At 73.3% G+C, this 17868-nt stretch carries 19 protein-coding genes; 10 read left to right on the forward strand and 9 right to left on the reverse strand.

What is annotated here, in order from left to right:
- Window positions 1–204 precede the first annotated feature (204 nt).
- Window positions 205–504 carry a hypothetical protein gene (locus ACFVHI_RS35470; RefSeq protein ID WP_380346073.1) on the forward strand — a complete coding sequence of 100 codons (300 nt, stop codon included), beginning with the start codon at window positions 205–207 and terminating at the stop codon, window positions 502–504.
- A 434-nt stretch (window positions 505–938) separates the two neighbouring features.
- On the opposite strand, the gene ACFVHI_RS35475 is transcribed toward ACFVHI_RS35470, so the two are convergent.
- The 8 genes from ACFVHI_RS35475 to ACFVHI_RS35510 all read right to left on the reverse strand — a co-directional run bounded on the left by ACFVHI_RS35475 (window position 939) and on the right by ACFVHI_RS35510 (window position 4724).
- The gene (locus ACFVHI_RS35475; protein WP_380346075.1) at window positions 939–1247 is read right to left on the reverse strand and encodes a hypothetical protein; all 309 of its coding nucleotides are present in this window, start codon (window positions 1245–1247) and stop codon (window positions 939–941) included.
- Between the two features lie 151 nt (window positions 1248–1398).
- On the reverse strand, window positions 1399–1569 hold the full coding sequence (locus ACFVHI_RS35480; protein ID WP_380346077.1) for a hypothetical protein: 171 nt from the start codon (window positions 1567–1569) through the stop codon (window positions 1399–1401).
- Between the two features lie 24 nt (window positions 1570–1593).
- Window positions 1594–2592 carry a hypothetical protein gene (locus ACFVHI_RS35485; RefSeq protein ID WP_380346079.1) on the reverse strand — a complete coding sequence of 333 codons (999 nt, stop codon included), beginning with the start codon at window positions 2590–2592 and terminating at the stop codon, window positions 1594–1596.
- Window positions 2592–2999 (reverse strand): hypothetical protein, encoded by a 408-nt coding sequence (locus ACFVHI_RS35490; RefSeq protein ID WP_380346081.1) that lies wholly within the window; start codon window positions 2997–2999, stop codon window positions 2592–2594. The genes ACFVHI_RS35485 and ACFVHI_RS35490 overlap by 1 nt, the downstream gene beginning before the upstream one ends.
- 16 nt (window positions 3000–3015) lie before the next feature.
- Entirely contained in the window at window positions 3016–4038 is a 1023-nt protein-coding gene (locus ACFVHI_RS35495) for a hypothetical protein (RefSeq protein ID WP_380346083.1), read from the reverse strand.
- Window positions 4039–4183: 145 nt separating this feature from the next.
- On the reverse strand, window positions 4184–4360 hold the full coding sequence (locus tag ACFVHI_RS35500) for a hypothetical protein (RefSeq protein ID WP_380346085.1): 177 nt from the start codon (window positions 4358–4360) through the stop codon (window positions 4184–4186).
- Window positions 4360–4602 carry a hypothetical protein gene (locus tag ACFVHI_RS35505; protein ID WP_380346087.1) on the reverse strand — a complete coding sequence of 81 codons (243 nt, stop codon included), beginning with the start codon at window positions 4600–4602 and terminating at the stop codon, window positions 4360–4362. The genes ACFVHI_RS35500 and ACFVHI_RS35505 overlap by 1 nt, the downstream gene beginning before the upstream one ends.
- A complete protein-coding gene (locus tag ACFVHI_RS35510) occupies window positions 4599–4724 on the reverse strand; it encodes a hypothetical protein (protein WP_380346089.1) in 126 nt (41 codons plus the stop codon). The genes ACFVHI_RS35505 and ACFVHI_RS35510 overlap by 4 nt, the downstream gene beginning before the upstream one ends.
- A gap of 311 nt (window positions 4725–5035) precedes the next feature.
- Here ACFVHI_RS35510 and ACFVHI_RS35515 point away from each other — a divergent pair, with 311 nt between their 5' ends.
- The 7 genes from ACFVHI_RS35515 to ACFVHI_RS35545 all read left to right on the forward strand — a co-directional run bounded on the left by ACFVHI_RS35515 (window position 5036) and on the right by ACFVHI_RS35545 (window position 11228).
- A complete protein-coding gene (locus tag ACFVHI_RS35515) occupies window positions 5036–5782 on the forward strand; it encodes a GntR family transcriptional regulator (RefSeq protein ID WP_380346091.1) in 747 nt (248 codons plus the stop codon).
- Between the two features lie 118 nt (window positions 5783–5900).
- Window positions 5901–7058, forward strand: a complete 1158-nt coding sequence (locus tag ACFVHI_RS35520) for a hypothetical protein (RefSeq protein ID WP_380346093.1) — start codon at window positions 5901–5903, stop codon at window positions 7056–7058.
- Between the two features lie 2 nt (window positions 7059–7060).
- On the forward strand, window positions 7061–7234 hold the full coding sequence (locus ACFVHI_RS35525; RefSeq protein WP_380346095.1) for a hypothetical protein: 174 nt from the start codon (window positions 7061–7063) through the stop codon (window positions 7232–7234).
- A gap of 86 nt (window positions 7235–7320) precedes the next feature.
- Window positions 7321–7584 (forward strand): hypothetical protein, encoded by a 264-nt coding sequence (locus tag ACFVHI_RS35530; protein WP_380346097.1) that lies wholly within the window; start codon window positions 7321–7323, stop codon window positions 7582–7584.
- A 293-nt stretch (window positions 7585–7877) separates the two neighbouring features.
- The gene (locus ACFVHI_RS35535) at window positions 7878–9956 is read left to right on the forward strand and encodes a protein rep (RefSeq protein WP_380346109.1); all 2079 of its coding nucleotides are present in this window, start codon (window positions 7878–7880) and stop codon (window positions 9954–9956) included.
- The gene (locus ACFVHI_RS35540) at window positions 9953–10180 is read left to right on the forward strand and encodes a hypothetical protein (RefSeq protein ID WP_380346099.1); all 228 of its coding nucleotides are present in this window, start codon (window positions 9953–9955) and stop codon (window positions 10178–10180) included. Before ACFVHI_RS35535 ends, ACFVHI_RS35540 begins: the two co-directional genes overlap by 4 nt.
- 85 nt (window positions 10181–10265) lie before the next feature.
- Window positions 10266–11228: a hypothetical protein gene (locus ACFVHI_RS35545; RefSeq protein ID WP_380346101.1), complete on the forward strand. Its 963-nt coding sequence runs from the start codon at window positions 10266–10268 to the stop codon at window positions 11226–11228.
- Between the two features lie 148 nt (window positions 11229–11376).
- Here ACFVHI_RS35545 and mobF read toward each other — a convergent pair whose 3' ends face one another.
- Complete coding sequence (mobF, locus tag ACFVHI_RS35550; protein WP_380346103.1) at window positions 11377–15549, reverse strand: MobF family relaxase; 4173 nt, start codon at window positions 15547–15549, stop codon at window positions 11377–11379.
- 484 nt (window positions 15550–16033) lie between these two features.
- Here mobF and ACFVHI_RS35555 point away from each other — a divergent pair, with 484 nt between their 5' ends.
- Together ACFVHI_RS35555 and ACFVHI_RS35560 are read left to right on the forward strand one after the other, a co-directional pair.
- Entirely contained in the window at window positions 16034–16663 is a 630-nt protein-coding gene (locus ACFVHI_RS35555) for a hypothetical protein (protein WP_380346105.1), read from the forward strand.
- On the forward strand, window positions 16660–17784 hold the full coding sequence (locus ACFVHI_RS35560; RefSeq protein WP_380346107.1) for a hypothetical protein: 1125 nt from the start codon (window positions 16660–16662) through the stop codon (window positions 17782–17784). Before ACFVHI_RS35555 ends, ACFVHI_RS35560 begins: the two co-directional genes overlap by 4 nt.
- Window positions 17785–17868: the final 84 nt, after the last annotated feature.

A 17868-nucleotide genomic window follows, 5' to 3' on the forward strand; every position in this document is an offset into this window, starting at 1 on the left:
GGGCCGGCTGACGCCCCGTTCGCGTGGTCCCGGCGGTGTCGCTGCCGGGGCCACGCGCCGTGTTGGCAGAGTGTTGGCGCAGGTGGATGGGCCTGAGTCGGCCACTGTCCCGGAGCGGGGGAGCGGGGCCCGTGCCGGTCGGTGTGTCGGCCGTGCCGGTCCGTGCCGCCGTGTCGACGGGCCGCGCCGGTCGTTGGGCAGGGCATGACCTACGTATCCGAGGAATCCGCGAAGAGGATCCGAGACGACCAGTACACCCACACCGCCGGCGTCCGGGAACTGGCCGCGGCCTACCTGGAGCTGATGGAGGAAGCAGGGCGGGTCGCCGCGCTCGGTGAAGAGTGGATGGGCAGCCCGGCGACCGAGGCGTACGGGCGCCGGCTGTTCGACGTGATCAACGACGAGGACGACGTCATCCGCACCGCGTCGGACGACGTCGACGACGACCAGGACGTCGCCGGTGAAGACGACGGCGGCCAGCGACCCGGCCTCGTCCTGGTCTGACCGGTCCGCCGGATCGGCGGGTAATCTCGCAAGATTGCCCGCCACCGCCCGGCCCTCGCGTTTTCGCCGGCGCCCGGCCATCGTCCTTGACCTCACGGGTCGGGGCCTGCGGGCTCCCCCGGTGGACGGCTCGCGGTGGTGGCCGCGCCCGGCCGGGGTCGAGCGACTCGGCCGCCGCCAGGCGGTCGACCCGGGCGGGAAGTTCTGGCGGTTCTGCGCCCCCCGGGCGCGGGGCCGGCGGAAGTTGTCGCCCGGGCTTGGTCGGGAGCGCCCCGGTTGGGGGTGGCAGGGTTCGGAGGCGTCTGCCGGGGGAGCCCGCAGTGCTCTGGCCCGCACCACCCACCCGGCGGTCAGGTCCAAGATCACGCAGGCACCCCCTCCCTCGGGCGGATGGCCCGCCGGAGGCGCCGTGACGGGTACCGGCGCGCCCTCGGTCAGCGGGGCAGCAGGCTGTAGAGGCCCCACCCGATGAGGACGAGCACGATCATCAGGGCGAGGAAGGGGCCGCCCTGGCTGGGCGGTTGGCCGGGCTTCTCGTGGTGGGGCCGGTAGGCGGGGGAGGGGAGTGGGGGCCCGCCGCCGTAGCCGAGTTCCTCGTCGGTGAGGGGGCGGACTTCGTCGCCTTCGGGGGTTCGGCCGTGGTGGACGGCCGCGATGTGCTCGCGCTGCGCGACGTAGGCCTCGCCCACGTGGCTGTGCTCGGTGACGGTGCGACAGGCGCCGCACAGGTAGCGCCAGCTCATCGTCTGGTCCTCTCGGTAGTGATCGTTCCGAGGGTGGCAGACCGGGCCGGGGCGCGGGGCCGGATCGGGGCAGGATCACCTCTGACGGGCATGACCGAGCCCCCGCCAGCGGGTGCTGACGGGGGCTCCGGTAGGGCGCGTGGGGGTGGGGTCAGACCTCGTCCTCGGCGAGTCCGTGGCGGCGCTCCCACTCACGCCAGCAGCTGCGGACGAGGCCCTGGGTGACGGGGTCGGGGTCGTCCTTGTGCCGCTCGATCGCGGCGCACAGCTCCTCCATGGTGAAGTCCGGGATGACCTTGTCGGGCCAGCGCTGCTCGGTCATGGCGGTGCCTCTCGTGTCGGTGGATCAGGCGGCGTGGACGACGATCGTCCGGTTCGGTTCGGTGGGGTGGGGCACGGTGATGAACCCCTCTTGGGCGGGGGCTTCGATGGTGTTGTTGGCGTTGGCGTTGGCACTCTGACCTGCGCCAACGTTGGCAACAACGCCGGGGAGCGGGGCGCTCTCGGAAGGGGAGGGGAGCGGGGGCACGTCCTCGTGGTGGACGCCGGGGCCGTTGCCGTCCGGGGTGCGGACCCCGTCGCGGACCCGGATACCGGCCTCGGAAAGGAGGGTCCGGACGGCCTTGGTGGAGGGCTCCCAGGAGGGGTGGGAGGCGGCCAGATCGATGGCCAGCCGGGTGAGGAGAACGGACGTGCCACCGGCCGCGAGAGAGGCTGTCAGAAGGTGGGTCTCGGCGGGGGTCGGGACGGTGGTCTCGGGCTCCTCCTCCTGGTCCTCGTCGGCGTCGTCCGCCGGGGCGTCGGCGACCTTCTCGGTGAGGGCCTTAGGGGTCTTCTCCGGGGCGGTGGTGTTGCCCAGGATCAGGGCGACGATCACCCACAGGGTGAGGCCGCTGGTGACGACGACTCCGGCGTAGTGGCGGACGGCGGGGATGCCGGCCAGCACCACCGCGGCGACGACCGCGCACCCGGTGGCGACCAGGACGGGGTGGGTCGGCCGCTCGCGCTTGAGCGCGTCGAGTGCCGCGTCGCGCTTCTCCGGGTCCTCGATCTGCTGGGCCGTGCTGTGTCGCTTCTTCCACGCAGCGAGGGTCTCGGCGTGCTCGGCCTTGGCGTCGGCGTGCCGGGCCCGGACCGGGGCCAGCATGCGGCGGTTGCCCCGGCGGAGCGCGGTGAGGGAGAGGCCGCCGAAGTAGGGGTGGACCGGCCGTCGGGTGGCGAGGTCGGCGAGTGCGGCCGCGCGCTCTTCGGGGTCCTCGATCTGCTGCGCCTTGGTACGGCACTCGCGCCACGCCGCAAGGGCCTCGGCGTGCACGGCGAGCGACTCTGCGAGGTGGTTGTCCATCAGGCACCGATCCCGTGGAGCAGGGAACCCAGGACGGTCACCGGCACGGCCAGCAGCCCCCCGGCGGTCGACAGCGCGCCGGGCAGCGCCACCCCGATGATCAGGTCCTTGGCCATGCCCGGCTTGGTGCCGAACCCGATCAGGATCAGGATCAGCGCGACGGCGCCGGCGCCGACCGGGCCGACGGTGCCGGACTGCGAGTTGATCGAGTCGCTGATGCTGGTGGACACGGTGCCGATCTGCGAGAGGGCCGTCCCGGCGCTGGCGGCGAGCAGGCCGAGGGCCGCGCCCCAGTAGATGACGTGGTGGTCCTTGACCGGCTGGAGCTTGCCGCCGCCCTTCTTGTGGATGAACAGCGCGACGATGATGAGCAGGATCATGCCGCCGGACCCGATGGCTCCGAACATGGTGGTGACTCCTCTGTCAGTAGATGTGGAGCTGGTGGCCGGTGGCGGCCAGGAGGGGGGCGAGGCCGCAGGCGACGGCCAGGCCGGAGGCGACCGGGATGCGCACGAGGACCAGGAGGACGAGCGGCCGGGCGCCGCGGACCTCGCTCACGCGCAGTCGTCCCCGGTCCCGCAGGTGGGTGTCGAGCCCCCAGCCGAAGAGCGCCAGCAGCGCGCCGACCATGGGGCCGCCCGGGGTGGTGATCTGGACGAGGCCGGTCGCGTAGCCGCCCACCGCCGAGATCGCGGTGAGCACGCACCAGCGCCGGAACCGGAGGACCCGGTCGGAAGGGCTGGCGGTGCGGGCGGCGCGGCGGCGCTGGCGCCGGGCCTTGGTGGCGGCCTCGCGCTTGTCGGCGAGTCGCTGCTGACGGTGCCGCTTGGTGCGCTGCTCCGGGGTCTCCCCGGCTGCGGCCAGCTCGGCGTCCTCCCGGGCGCGGCGCCGCTGCTTGTCGAGCTCGCGCTCGGTCTCCAGGCGGGCGGCCCGCTCCTCGGGGGCCTCGTTGATCCGGGACGCGAGCAGGTCGACCATGCCGACGAGGTCGTCGCGGCGGTGGCCAGTGGTGAGGACGTCCTCGACGCGGTGGCGCTCGGCGCGCTGGGCGTCGCTCTCCCCCGCCGCGGCGAAGAGGGCGTCACGCTCGGCGCGCTCGGCGGCGATCCGGGCCTCGTACGCGACCTGCTCGCGGGCCGACCGCTGAGCCTCGGTCTCGGTCATGAGCTGGGTGACCTGCTGGCCGATCTGCGCGGCCATGGCGGGGACCTGCTCGGCCAGGATCCGGCCGACCGGCGCCCAGAACGCGGCGGCGGTCTCCTCCATCGAGGCCGGGGTGGCCGGGCCGCCGGCGCTGACCGGGACCGGGGTGTGAACGGGAGGCTCCGGGTGGACCGGGGCCGGGATGCGCGGGCCGTCCTTGCGCCACCACTCGGCCACCGGCTCCGGGTCGGAGCCCGGCATGCCGACGGTGGGCGGCTGGGGCGGGGGTGGGGGGACGGTCACCGGAACCACCCCCGGCGGGCCAGCTCACGCAGGCCCCACAGGCCGAGCCCGGCGTCAACCAGGATCAGCAGCAGCACGATGTAGATCACGTCTGCCTCCGACGGCAGGTAGGGGGCCCGGCCGGAGCCGGGCCCGGGACGGCGGGTCAGGAGGAGCGGCCGAGCTGGTCGTTGCTGTGGTCGGTGCGCGGGGCGTAGACCACGCGGCCGTTGGCCCTGGCCTCGTCGTAGTCGGCGCCGGTCCAGGTGCGGCCGGTGGTGGAGTCGATGTGGTCGGGGGTGTCGGTGCGGCTGGTGGGCTTCGACTCGGAGCGGCGGAACATCAGAGGTCACCGCCGTCCGGCTCGATCTCGCCGGTGATGAGGACCGAGTCGCCGTCGATCTCGCAGAGCGCGGTGAACCGGGCCAGGCCGCGCAGGCCATCGGTGACCTGGACCCGGCCGCACCACTTCTCGCGGATCAGCGTCTGGAACTCCGTCACGGTGATCGGCTCGACCACCCGGTAGCCCACGCCCTCGGGGGTGACGGTGCCGAGCACCGCCAGCGTCTTCGTGGTGGCGTTCACCGGGGGCCGCCCTTCGTGCCGTCGACCAGCACGCCGATCAGGCGGGCGGCGCTGGCGGTGGCGCGGACGATGTCCTCGGGGGTGATCGGCGGCACCTTCGGGGGCGGTGCGATCCTGTTCATGCGCGTTCCCACCTTCCTGGGATCTGCGCGGGAGCCGCCCAGGGTCAGAGCTGGGCGGCTCTTCGCTTTTACAGGTGCCTCGCTGCGGCACAGCGAGAGCGGAGCCATGCAAATCCGGAAAGACCGAGGTCAGAGTCTCGGAAGCGGTGAATCGCTTCGGTGTCTCTCCGGAGTCGCAGGATCACTCTGCACGAGCACCTGACTACCTGTCAACACACCTGTCAGGCATGGACAACCTGATAAGCCAGGTGGTTACATGGCAAGCGGCTAGCTAAGGTGGTGACCACCCGTCACCATGAGGAGGAAACGACGTGCCCGAGATCGAACGCCCGGCCCCCGCCTACCAGCAGGTGGTCACTCACCTGCGGGAACAGATCGACAGTGGCGCCCTGGCCCCGGGCGACCCGCTCCCGTCCGCCACCGAGCTGGCCCGCGACTGGGGCGTCAGCCGGCCGACTGCACAACGCGCCATCAACACGCTGGCCGCCGAGAAGCTGATCGAGACCCGACCCGGCCAGGTCGCCCGGGTGAAGGGCAGCCCCAAGCCCCTGCACCGCAGTGGCATGGACCGGGCGGTGTCCACCCGCAAGACGGGCAAGATCTACGGCGACACCGGCGAGTACGCCCGGATCGTCGCCGCTGAGCTGACGGAGGCTCCGGCCGACGTCGCCGAAGTGCTCGGGATCGAGCCCGGGGCGCAGGCCATCCGCCGTCTGCGCATCACGTACTCCCGCGACCACAAGCCCTTGTCGGCGAGCACCAGCTGGTACGACGGTGCCCTCGCCGAGCAGGCCCCGTTGCTGCTCGTTCCTGAGCGGATCGTCAAGGGCAGCTGGGGCTACCTGGAGGAGGTGACCGGCCAGCGCGCGGTGGTCGGCCGGGACGCTATCGACGTCCGTCTGGCCACTGAGGCCGATGCGCTCGCGCTCGGTCTCTCGCTCCCGGCGGCCGTGAAGGAAGCGAGCACCATCCTGCGGACCGGTGACCAGGTCGTCATCGAGTACGGCGTGTCCGTGTCGGGGCCGGGGCGCGTGTCGGTCTACGACTACGAGCTCTGACCCGCCCCATATAGAAAGGCCGCTCCGGAGTGCTGTCCGGAGCGGCCCAACCAACCAGTGATCCACGGAGGTACCCGTGTTCCACAAGACTGAGTATGCCCCGGAGGTTCGGCACATCGTGCCGGACCCCCTGACCAGCACCAACGCCCGAACCGGCACGGCCGACACGGCCGTGCCGGACACCCGGCGCACCGTCGGTGGAGGGGCCGCCGCGCTCCTCGCGCTGATCTTCATCGCGATGGCCGCCGTCGGCGTCGCCGGCGGCTGGGCGACCTACCACAACATGACGAAGGCGCTCGGGGACGGCTACATGGCCGTCGGCCTGGTCGCGTCGGGCGAGGGCGTCGTCGGCCTCCTGGGCCTGACCCTGGTCGCCCTGACCATGATCTCCAGGCCCTACCCGTGGCCGTTCCGCGTGGGCCTGTGGCTCATGCCGGTGCTCGGGTCGGCGGTCGGCATCTACCTTGCCAAGGACGGTGCCCACCGCGTCGTCTACGCCGTGACCCCGCTGGCCATGACCGCCGCCGCCGAGCTGGCCGGGTACGTCGCCCGCTCGATCGTCGTCCACCGCACCGGCCACGATGCCGAGGCCGACCGCCGCACCGGTGAGCTCCTGCGCCGAATCGAGTTCCACACGGCCCGCGCCGAGCACCACCCGGACGAGTCCACCCGCAAGGAGTCGACGGCGGAGGCCTGGAAGCTCGCCGAGCGCCTCAGCCGCGGCGACTCCCGCCTCACCACCACCGCGCTGACCGAGGGCTACGCCGATCGCACCACCGCCTCCGCGCTCCGCGCCCTCGACGGGCTCTACGGTCGGACCACCGCCCCGGCCGGGCCGCAGCCGGTCTTCGCCGCGCCGCCGGCCGCGCCCGCGATCCTCGCCCCGGCGCCGACCCCGGCCCGAACCGAGGCGCTGGCGCCCGTCGACCAGGTCGTCCCGGAGCCGAGGCCCGTGCCGGGGCCCGTTCGGGAGGAGATCCCTGGTCAGCTGCCCTTCGACACGGTCGACACGGGGACCGGCACGGGCGCCGACACGGCCGACACGGACGAGCAGGCCCCCCAGCCGCAGCCTGTCCCGCAGCCCGGTGTGCAGCTCGCCGACATCGAGCTCGACATGGTCGTGCTCATGATCCGGGCGGAGACCAACCCGCCCCGCAGCTACCGCGAGATGGAGAGTCGCTTCCGCGAGCTCGGCTATGTCGGCGGCGGCGAGCGGCTCCGCGCCGCCTGGAAGCGCGTCACCGAGGCCGACGCGCCCATCACCCTGGAGGGCTGACCATGAAGCGCAGTGACGTCGTCCGCCAGCACCTGGAGGACGCGGCCGCGTACGAGCGGGCCGCCGAGACCGCCACCGGCCCCGCCCGCGAGGAACTCCTCGCCTCGGCGCGCGACCACCAGGCGCTCGCCGACGCGGCCCGGGTCGGCGAGTACCACGTCGACCTGGAGGACTGAACCACCCGCCGCCGGGCGCCCGCCGAAAGGCCGGCGCCCGGCCCAGGCGATCGGCCCCACTTCCCGACCAGAGGAGAAGCCCGACCATGACTGACCCGACCACCGCCTACAACCCGGCCTACACCGACGCCAAGGGCCGCACCACCGCCGACCGGATCAACGCCATCCAGCGCGGGGGAGGCCCGCTCACTCCCCAGCAGCGGGCCGACGCCATGCACCTCCTGGAGAGCGTGCTGCTCTCCATCGGCCTGCACGGCTTCACCATCGATGACTCCGACTGGGTCACCGACCTGCCCGGGGCCTGCGTGGACCTGGTGCTCCACAAGGCCCACCGCGAAGGCACCCGGTGACCACCCACCAGGGCGGCACGGTCCCCGGCACGCCCGGCACACCACCCGGCACGGCCCCCTGACAGCACGAAGGGCCGGTCCGCCACGGCGGACCGGCCCTGATCGTCTCCCAGATCACATCCCGCGCTTTCGCGCCGGACGCCACATTCAGCGCAGAACTAGGGCATGATCGGTCGTCAAAGGCCTGAAACGCGAAAGGCCGGGGCTCCTACACCCCGACCTCTCTAGTGGATCAGGTCCCTTAAAAGTTCGCTTCCCGGCGTCTTCACCAGAAACCTGATCCCTTGGACCCGATGGTAACGGGTGCCTCCGGCATCCGCGCAACAACACAACAGAATCCGCAGGCCACCGGCCCGAATGCCGCTCCCGCTTCGACGGTCGAGCGCCCGGCCGCCGGTGGCCATTCGCACGCCTGGACGCCGACCGCGTGTCTGACCGAGCGCCGCCGCACCCCGAAGGGCGGGCGCCCCCGCTCCAAGGCCAGTCGGCGCGCCGCCCACCCCGGCACCCTCGCCGCCGCCCGCGAGTGGATCGAGCAGTGGGAGGCCAACGCCCCCAAGATCGACGCCCCCGCCGACCCGGCCGAGGCCCACGCGGCCTTCAAGGCCCGCCTGCGCGCCGTCCGGGCGGGCACCGCCACCGGACCGGTCCTGACCGCTGGCGAGGCGTCAGCGGCCCTCTCTGCCGCCTGTGACGGCAGTGCAGAAACCACCCCCGACGGGCCGTCTAGGAACACAGAGAGCAGAGTTGCCGCTGACGCACCGGAAACCCGCGCTGACCTGGCGAAATGGGAGCGCCGGTTTGAGTTGCGCGGCGACCGCAAGCAGGCCCGGATGCGGCAGCTGGACGACGCACGGGACATCACCACCCTGCCCTCCCTGCCGAAGTGCGGGGTGAAGCCGATCGCCGGGGCCGTCGAGATCACCTACACCCCGGACGGCGAGGGCGGGTTCGCCGGCTTCTTCCGCTGCGGGTCGGTCTGGTCTTGCCCGGAGTGTGCGCCGATCGTCCGCGCCCAGCGCGCCGCCGACGTCGAGCGGTACGCCGCGGCCTGGTTCGAGGCTGGCCACGGCATCGCGATGGCCACCTTCACCACCCGGCACTGGAACGGGGCCAAGCTCGACATCCAGATGGAACGGACCACCCTGGCCTGGAAGAAACTCCAGCAAAGCCGCTGGTGGAAGGGCCCAAACGGCTTCCGCGCCCGCCACGGCGTCGTTGGCTTCGCCCGCGCGATCGAGATGACGCACAACTGGGCGAACTCCTGGCACACCCACATCCACGCCGTCCTGTGGACCGAGGAGCCGGTCTCCGAGGAGCAGGCCCGGCACATGGAGGCCGAGCTGTACGAGCAGTGGGCCAAGCTCGCCAAGAAGGTCAAGCTCGGCGTCCCCAGCCGCAAGCACGGCGTCAAGGTCGACCCCGCCAGGCGCACCAAGAAGGGCTTCGGCGACCTTGCAAAGTACCTGGTCAAGGTGCAGGACAAGGACCTGACGCCCAAGGAGATCGCCAAGGGCAAGTCCGTCGAGAAGTCGCTCGGCAACGAGCTGCTGCGCGGCGACATGAAGGCTGCCCAGCGTCAGGGCCGCACGCCCTTCGAGATCCTCCGCCGGGCCCTGGAGGAGTCCGCGCCGGTACGCCGGGAGATCCGCAAGGCTGACCGCACTCTCGCCCGCGCCCACGGGGCCGCCGACCGCGAGGCCATCGCCGCCGACAACGGCGAAGCCGGCCCCGCGCTGCTCGCCCGCATCGAGGCCGCCGAACAGCGCCTCGCCGACCTGAAAAGCCGTCTGACCAGCGAATACGCTGAGGTCAAATGCTGGCAGGAGTACGAACGGGCCACCAAGGGCCACCGCATGCTCACCTGGGGCGGGGAGATCAAGGCCCGCCTCGCCGAACTCACGAGCGTCAACGAGAAGGACGACCAGGAGATCGTCACATCGGAGGACACCGCCCCCGAGAAGAAGACGATGTACCAGGTCAGGAACGAGCCGATCGCCGCAGCGATCCGCGCCGTCCCCGGCCGCCGAGGCCGACTCAAGGCCGCCGTGAAGGTCGGCTGGGACGAGAACGACGGCGGCCTGCCCGGCGCCCAGGCCGCCGTCACCGAGCTGCTGACCGGCTGGGGCCTCACCTTCGGCGTCGACTTCTGGCTGCCCCACACCGTCGACGGCGCACCCATGCCCGTCGCACCCCGCTCGCCCAAGCGCCGCGCGTCCACCGCGACCATCACCGAACTCGACGCCGCCCAACACACGCTCGGCGTCGCCCCGCGCGACTGGGTCCTGCCCGAACGCGCCGCACGCCGCGCCGCCGGACTTCCCGTCCGTGACCAGATCACCCTCACCCCCAGGAAGGACGCCACCGCATGACCCGCCGACCCCTCGGCCCAGGCTTCGACCGCGACCACCAGGACGCCGCCGACACCGAGCCGCACCGCCCCGGCCTCACCGCTGCTGAACTCGCCGCCCTCGCCGCACCGGCACACCCCGTGCCGCCCGTGCCGGTCGACCCGGCACGCCCCGCGCGGACCGGCCGCCGACCGCTCAGCGTCCGCCCGGTGCCGGCCGACGACGCCGACCAGACAGCTGGCTGACCCTAGGCGCTGCTGCTCGCCGGGGCAGCGCCGGATGAGCGGGCAATCTCGCAAGATTGACCGCCCCTCTGCCATGATTGCCAGCATGGGACCGACGGTGCAGTACACGGTGGCGGTGCGGGAGGAGCGGCTCCAACTCCTCGACCTGGTGGCCGACATGGCGGCGGGTGAGGAACGGGCTTGGCTCGCCGAGCAGCGCGAGGGCCACATCGGGCTGCGCGCCGGTGAGCTCGCGCGGGCCCGGCGCGCGACCCGGGAGGCCCTGGCCGAGCAGCGGGAGGCCGGTCACCTCGCCGGCAGCAAGGACTGGCTCCTGGTACCCGGGGTCCGGGCCGAGCTCGCCGCCCGGGGCTGGGACCATGACTGGCCGCCGATTCCGCGGGGGGCCCTGGCCGCCGGCCGCCGCTGGGGAACGGACCCGTCCCGCTACGAGGCCCAGCACGACGAGGGCGAGACCAAGTTCCTCGGCAGGCTCGGCCTCCGGCTCCCGCACGAGGTCGGCGAGCAACTGCGGCGCGGCTGCTACTGGCACAACGCTGAGATCGAGAAGCAGCTCCAGGAGTGGGCCGACCTGTGGGGCGACGGCCCCGAGGCGATCATGAAGGAGTCCACCCGCCAGCACGGCGGGGTGACCATGCTCGCCGCGATGGGCGCCGCCCTCGCCCCCCGGCCGGACGCCGACGCGATCGCCCAGCGGGCCGAGCTCCGAGCCCAGGTCGTCACCGCCGGCGACATCGTGCGCGCCGCCCTCGACCGCGCTCTGGCCGAAGCCCCCAAGCGCGCCCGCCGCGAGCACACCCGGCTGCGCGGTGCCGCCGCCCGAGCCGAGCGCGAGGCCACCTACGCCGACCGACGGGCCGAGGAAGCCCGGACCGAACAGCAGAAAGCCGAAGCCGCCGACCGGGCCGAGGAAGCGGCCGAGGCCGAGAAGAGGGCCACGTGGTGGGTGAGCACCGCCAAGCAACGCCGCTTCGACGCCGAACGCCTCACTGCTCAGGCCGACCACGTACGTGACCTGATCAGCGAGTTGAAGGCCCCTCGCACCTGACTCGTCCCCGGTCTCCCCGAACTCGGGGGCCGGGCTTAGGCGACCAATCTTGCAAGATTACCCGCCTAAGCCCGGCCCCCGAGTTCGAGACCGGCACGGCAGTGTGCCGCCGTGCCGGTCGGACCGGCACGGCCCGTGTCGGTGCTGGTCAGCGGCCGATGCTCGGGCCAGACCGGCCCTGAGTGGGCGGCTCGTACCGGTACGAGTACTGCTCGTGCTGGCGCTGCCGTTCGGCGGCCGCGGCCTGCTCGGCGGCCCGCCGGGCGTTGGCCTCGCGAATCGCGGTGGTGCGCTCGACGGCCTCGGTGGTGCGGCGTCCGGCGGGCAGCCGCTCGCGGATCCCCGCCTCCTCGCGCAGGCCGGCCCCACGCTGGTCCAGCTCCTCCGCGCTGCGCCGCTGGACTCCGGCCTGGGTCACCAGCCGCTGGTGCTCGCGCAGGTCGCGCTGGTCCAGGCGCTCGGCCATCTCCGGCAGCGCGGCCCGCTGTTGGGCGATGCGCCGCTCGACATCCCCGTACATGCCGCCGTCCGCCGAGTCGACCTCGGCCCGTGCCCGGCGCCGCAGCTCCTCGCTCTGGCCGCGTAGGTCGAGGGCCTCCTGCCGCAGGGTCTGGATCTGGGTGACACGCTGGTCGGCCCGCTCGCGCAGCGCGTCGGCGGCCTCCAACATGCCTCCGCGCTGCATGAAGACCGCGCTGCGCCGCAGGGCGGCGCGCTCGCGGATCCGGCGCTCGGCCAGCAGCTCCTCCCGGTTCGTGGCGTACAGCTCGCCGATCCGGGAGTCAATGTCGGCGGCGGCCTTGACGGCGGCGTCGGCCTGGCCGAGCAGCTGCTCGGCGGCGTCGAGGTGGCCGCTGGTCTTCGCGACGCGCAGGCGACCGGGGGACTGGTCGGTGCCCAGGACGGCGGCGAGGCGCTCGGCCTGGACGTCGAGCCCGTACGCGGTGGCGCGGGCCTGCGAGGCCTCGGCCTCGGCCTTCTCGGCGCGCGGCAGCAGGGAGTTCGTGGCCACCCTGCCGTACGGGCGTTCGCGCCAACCGGGGATCTGCTGAGCCTGCCGGACCTCTTCGAGACGGGCGTCCAGCTCGGCCAGTGCCCGGCGGATCTCCTCCGAAGTCGGCTGTCGGCCGGGCGTCTCGGCGGGCTGCTCGACCGGCTCCGGCGCCACTACGCGGCCGGTGCGGAAGCCGTCCGGCTGCTCGACCACCGGCGGCTCCTGACGCTGTGCCGGGACCTCGCCGGAGGCGTGCCGGTGCTGGTCAGGGACCGGCACGGCCACCGGCACGCCCCGCTCGGCGGCGGCGAGCTCGTCCACGACCATGACGTCCTCGCGGCCGCCCTCCAGCTGCCGGCCGTACGCCGCGACGGCGCGGTCCAGGCGCTCGGCTTCGGTCCGGGGCTGGCCCAGCGTGATCCGGGTGACGTCGTCCTCCAGCTCGGCGAGCGGCAGGACGAGGTGGGTCTCCTGGCGGGCGCGGGAGAGCGCGGGGTAGAGGCTGTGGGCGTCGGCGCCCCGCCCGGAGGCGATCGTCACCGTGCTGGTCAGACCCTGTGCGGAGCCGATCGTCATCGCGTACCCGTGGGTGAGCCGGCCCTCGGCGACGTCGCGCGGGCTCATCCATGCCCGGTCGGTGCGGTGGCCGCTGGCGCTGTCGGGGCGGCGCCACTCGACCAGCACCCCGCGCCGCGCGTCGACGTCGAGGGCGATGCCCCGGAAGCCGTTCAGCACGTCCGGCTCGGTCCCGCCGCGGCGGGACCGGTAGTCGTTCTGGCGCACGTGGACGAGGTCGCCCGGGGCGAACTCGACGCGGCCGCCGTCCTCCGGGGCGCGGAACAGCTGGCCGCCGGTCAGTTCACCGGCGGCCACGCGCAGCGCGCGGGCCCCGGCGTTGAGCTGCGCGACGTCGGCCCGTCGGGCGGCCAGCAGCAGCAACTCGTGGACCTGGCCGTGGGGGTCACCGGCCCACCGGCTGCGGGCGCGGTCCCAGGCGGCGAGCATCGCCTCGTGGGCCTGGTCGACGGTGTCGACGGCGTGGACGTGCCCGTGCCCGGCGAGGATCGCCAGCGCGCTGGTGCGCCCGCCGTCGCGCCATGTCTGCAGCGCGGCACGCTCGACCTCGTCGGCCTGGCGCCGGTTCTCAGAGAGCGTCAGCCCGTCGACGATCTGGTGGATCCTGGCGAAGCCGCCGCCGATCCCGACCGCGCGGAGCTGGAGCGGGTCGCCCAACCCGATGACCTTGGTGCCGGTGGTGGAGGCGTGCCGCAGCAGCGCGGCCAGCGCCCGGTCGTCCACCATCGCGCCCTCGTCCACGACCAGGACGCCGACGCCGTCGAGGCCGCGGCCGCCGGAGATGTCCCGGGTCCACGCTGCGATCGTCCTGCTGTCGATCCCGGCCTCGGCCGCCAGATTCGCCGCCGCGACAGCCGCAGTGGACGCGCCGACCACACGAAGGCCGGCGGCCTCCCACCCGGCCCTGGCCGCCTGCATGAGCGTGGTCTTGCCCGCCCCTGCGACGCCGACGACGGCATCGACGGCGTGACCGGCGGTCAGCAGCCGTACGATCACCGCGCGCTGCTCGGCGCTGAACTCGAACGGCCGGTCGCGGGTGGACTTGGCGGCCTCGGCGACCGCCATCGTGAGCCCGGCGGCCTCCGGGGTGAGCTGCGCCAGCCCCCGGCCCAAGCCGGTCGCCGCCGACTCGATGATGGTCGACTCCGCCTCGATGACGGAGGTGTGCGTGTAGCGCTGACGGTGCACCTGGTGGGCGCGGTTCGAGTCGGTCAGCCGCACCGCGTGGCCGTCGACCGCGAGCACCTGGTCCACGAGCTCGGCGAGCTGCTCGACGCTGTCCAGGTACGGCAGCGCCTGCACCACCGCGGCCATGACGTGCGTGTGGCTGACGACCTTCTCCGAGGCGACCAGCCCGTGTTCCAGGTCGTCCCAAATTTGGGAGGCGATCCGCTCGGGTGTCGGCAGTACCGGGCCGTCCGGGCCTCCGGCCGTGGGAGTGGCGCCGTCCGGGCCGGGCAGCGCGCCGCGCACCATCGCGTCGACCGCCGCACCCGCTTCGGCGAGCACGACCAGGCGCTCGTCGTCGTCCAGGCCGGAGAGGTCGCCGGCCATCGTGGCCACCGCGCGCGCCCGCCAACCGGTGCGCTCCGTCTGCTGGTCGGGGTCGAGCTTGCTCTCCGCGGTGCGCCGCGCGGCGGCCTTCTGCTGGTCGCGGGTGGCGCCCTCGCCGACGTCGGCGACGACCTGGTGGTGACGGCGGGAGAACGCGTCGCGCAGCTGCTCGCTGACGCCCGCGAGCTCCCACGCGCCGGTGGTGGCGGAGCGCTCCCAACGGGCCCCGAACCGGGCGGTCAACCGCTGCCTGAGCCGGGCCTCGGCGATCTCGTTCACCAGGTGGCCGTGCCGCAGCAGGTCCTCGGCGCCGGCCGCGATGGTGCGCCACTTCCCGTCCGCGCCCTTGGCCATGTGCGCGATGTTGACGTGGGTGTGGAGGTGCGGGTCACCGACCGCGCCGTCGACCGGCCGCGCGCTCCGGTGCAGCGTCGTCCACCCGAGCAGGCCGGACGTGGCGACCCGCTCGGCCTGCTGCCCGTCACCGTGGTGCCCGGCCATTCCGTACGCCGTCCACGGCTCCAGCGCCTCGGTGACGGCCTCGGAGACGGCGGCGTGCCACTCCTCTTGGATCCCGGCCGCCACGTCGTCAGGGGCCAGCGCCCACGCCGTCGAGATCGACTTGGGGATGTCCAGCACGAGGTCGACGCCGCGCAGGCCGACGTCCACGTGCCGACCCGCCCACGGGCGAGCCTGGGCGACGACGTCGGCGCCGTACAGCGCCTCGACGTCCAGGCCGGCCGCGGCGGCGATCCGCTCGGCGTCGGCCAGCGGGAGCAGGTGCCGCTCGCCCTCCCGGCGCACGCCGCGCCCGGCACGGGCCAGCCGCTCGGCGAGTGGGCCGCCGCCGAGGTACTCGGCCGAGGTGACGCCGTCCGCCTCGGCGAGCGCGGCGACGGCGTCCACCAGGACGTGCGCGGCCACCTTGCCGCGGGGGTCCAGGACGCGCTTGCGCTGGACGAGCTGCGCCCCGGTGCGCGGGTCGCGGCCGTCCATCAGGGCGCGTGCGGCGTCCGGGTCGACCGGTCCGCCGGCGGTCAGCCCGACCTCGCCGAGACCGCTGCCGATCCACCGCAGATCGGTCTCGGAGGCGAGCCGGTACTCGACCTGGGCGTCCCGGTCGACGTCGCACCCGCAGTCGCGGGACAGCCGGTAGTCCACCTGTTCGGGGGCCCGGATCGGCGTCACCCACCCCATGTCCGGTCCACCCCCTCCCCGCCCGCGTCCGCCCCCGGCGGACCATGATCCTGTATCGAAGATACCTGGAGTGCTGTAGGTGTCAGTAGATAGGTGTTGTGGCTTCTGGTGTGTCGGTTGATGTGACTGGTTGGTTTGGTCGTTTTGGTTGGTTTGCCGGTTTTGCTGGTTGTTTTGATGCTGGGTCTGCTGATGGTGCTGATCGGTGGCTGGTGATGGGTGTGGTCGGTCTGGCGGTGCTGGTCGACTGGTCCGGTGTCGGCGTTGAAGGGGTAGGTCGGGCCTGGTTGGCGAGCAATCTAGCAAGATTGCCCGCCAACCGGCACGCTCCGGCACGGGGTCCGGCACACCCCGGCACGGCCGGTCCGGGAAACGCGAACGGCCCCCGGCGGACCGGGGGCCGTTCATGCTGATTGCCCCCGCACGGTACCAGTCTCGGCGTTGCCCGGCGGACGTTCGACGGGCCGGGGCTAGCGTGTCGCCCATGCTGATTGCCCTCGTGAACTACAAACCCGGGTCGGGCAAGACGACGACCGGCGGCTGGCTGGCCAGCGCGATCCACGAACGGCCCGACGACCCGCCGGTAGCCCTGATCGACGCCGACCGGTCCCGGGGGACCGCGGACTGGCACGAGATGGCGCCGTTCCCCTTCGCGGTCCACCACGTCGCCCGGCCGCAGGCCCACATCCTCATCCCCGAGCTGGTGCCGGCCGGGCACGACATCGTGGTCGATTGCCCGCAGGCGGAGGACCACGCGGACATCGTCCTGTCGGTCCTGGAGCTGGCGGACGTCGTGGTCGTGCCGACCAGCACCAGCTCCTTCGAGCTGCCGCGCACGATCGACACGTACCGGTTCCTGGAGGACGCCCGTCGTGATCTCGGCCGCCCGCTGCCGACGGTGGTGTCCCTCAACCGGGCCGACCCGCAGGACCCGAAGTGGAATCAGGAGGTGCGTGACGACCTGATGCGGACGGGCTTCACCGTGCTGGCCACCGAGATCCCCGCCCACCGGAAGTACCACAAGGCTTGGGGCAAGCCGGTCAAGGCCCGGATGACCCACTACGACCGCGTCCTGACCGAGATCAGGAACATGAAGATCGGAGCGACCCCGTGACCGCAGCAGCCCACCGCACCACGCACGGCCTCGGCCGGCGGGACCGCTCGCACGTCTCCCTCGTCCAGGACCTGCCCGACCTCGCGGACGTGGTGGAGGGCACCGGGGACCTGTCGGCGATGGAGCGGGCGAACCTCGCGGCCGCCGAGGCCGCCATCGAGACGTTCCAGGCCGCCGGCTGGGCGGCAGGGCAGGCGCTGGCCGTCGTCGCCAAGGGCTCCTACCACCGGGACACCCACCCCACCTTCGCCGCGTACCTGGCGGACCGGTGGGGAATGACGACCTCCCAGGCGTACCGGCTGATGGAGGGCTACCGCCTCGCCGCGCTGCTCGCCCCGAAGACGGGCGGCAGGGGCGTGACGGGCAGCCACGTCACCCGCCTGCTCCCCGTCGCCAAGGCCGACCAGCGCGGCGAGGAGTCGGCCGTCGCGCTGTTCGCCGGGGCCCAGGCCGCGGTGAAGGAAGTAGGGGAGGGCCGCAAGCTGACCGCCGCGCTACTGGACGCGGCGGTGGAGGAGTTCACCGCCGCCGAGGGCCTCCCCGAGCAGGGCCCGGAACGCGCCGAGGCCGTACGCCGCCTCGCCCACCAGGCCGTGGTGTCCCGAATTCGGGACACCACGGGCGGGAACGGCGACCAGGAGAAGAGCCGGAAGAAGTCGGGCCCGCTGCGCCTGGCCGTGCCGCAGCACCTGACGACCTCCCTGGACGACTGGATGAGCCAGCTGTCGGCGGGCCTCGGGATGACGCTGTCCCGGGACGCGGTGGTCGCCCGGATCCTGGAACTCGCCCTGGAGGAGCCGGACGCCCTGGTGGCGGTGGCCCAGCGCATCGAGGCGGAGTCGGCCGAGCAGATCGGCACGGCCCGGCGGTGGACGTGGACCCCGGCCAAGGAAGCGCGCGGCTACATCCGGATCGCCGAGCAGAAGCCCAAGGGCCACAAGCCGGGGAAGGGGCAGCCGGGGATCGGCTGCTCGGAACCGGGGACGGAGCCGTGCGAGGAGACCCCGGAGTGGCGGGTCACCAACCACCCGGTCGGGAAGACGGCCCAGCCGGCCACCGCGTACTACTGCGAGGAGCACCTCCCCGCGGACTGCAGCCCGCCCGGGCGCTGGGCCGGCTGACGCCCCGTTCGCGTGGTCCCGGCGGTGTCGCTGCCGGGGCCACGCGCCGTGTTGGCAGAGTGTTGGCGCAGGTGGATGGGCCTG

The sequence above is a fragment of the Kitasatospora sp. NPDC127121 genome, from assembly GCF_042677305.1.
GTDB lineage: Bacteria > Actinomycetota > Actinomycetes > Streptomycetales > Streptomycetaceae > Kitasatospora.

What these genes read in the sequence shown, in the direction of transcription:
- ACFVHI_RS35470 (WP_380346073.1), top strand. Translation starts at nt 205, where the DNA reads ATGACCTACGTATCCGAGGAATCCGCGAAGAGGATCCGAGACGACCAG.
- ACFVHI_RS35475 (WP_380346075.1), bottom strand. Translation starts at nt 1,247, where the DNA reads ATGAGCTGGCGCTACCTGTGCGGCGCCTGTCGCACCGTCACCGAGCAC.
- ACFVHI_RS35480 (WP_380346077.1), bottom strand. Translation starts at nt 1,569, where the DNA reads ATGACCGAGCAGCGCTGGCCCGACAAGGTCATCCCGGACTTCACCATG.
- ACFVHI_RS35485 (WP_380346079.1), bottom strand. Translation starts at nt 2,592, where the DNA reads ATGGACAACCACCTCGCAGAGTCGCTCGCCGTGCACGCCGAGGCCCTT.
- ACFVHI_RS35490 (WP_380346081.1), bottom strand. Translation starts at nt 2,999, where the DNA reads ATGTTCGGAGCCATCGGGTCCGGCGGCATGATCCTGCTCATCATCGTC.
- ACFVHI_RS35500 (WP_380346085.1), bottom strand. Translation starts at nt 4,360, where the DNA reads ATGTTCCGCCGCTCCGAGTCGAAGCCCACCAGCCGCACCGACACCCCC.
- ACFVHI_RS35510 (WP_380346089.1), bottom strand. Translation starts at nt 4,724, where the DNA reads ATGAACAGGATCGCACCGCCCCCGAAGGTGCCGCCGATCACCCCCGAG.
- ACFVHI_RS35525 (WP_380346095.1), top strand. Translation starts at nt 7,061, where the DNA reads ATGAAGCGCAGTGACGTCGTCCGCCAGCACCTGGAGGACGCGGCCGCG.
- ACFVHI_RS35530 (WP_380346097.1), top strand. Translation starts at nt 7,321, where the DNA reads ATGACTGACCCGACCACCGCCTACAACCCGGCCTACACCGACGCCAAG.
- ACFVHI_RS35535 (WP_380346109.1), top strand. Translation starts at nt 7,878, where the DNA reads ATGGTAACGGGTGCCTCCGGCATCCGCGCAACAACACAACAGAATCCG.
- ACFVHI_RS35540 (WP_380346099.1), top strand. Translation starts at nt 9,953, where the DNA reads ATGACCCGCCGACCCCTCGGCCCAGGCTTCGACCGCGACCACCAGGAC.
- ACFVHI_RS35545 (WP_380346101.1), top strand. Translation starts at nt 10,266, where the DNA reads ATGGGACCGACGGTGCAGTACACGGTGGCGGTGCGGGAGGAGCGGCTC.
- mobF (WP_380346103.1), bottom strand. Translation starts at nt 15,549, where the DNA reads ATGGGGTGGGTGACGCCGATCCGGGCCCCCGAACAGGTGGACTACCGG.
- ACFVHI_RS35555 (WP_380346105.1), top strand. Translation starts at nt 16,034, where the DNA reads ATGCTGATTGCCCTCGTGAACTACAAACCCGGGTCGGGCAAGACGACG.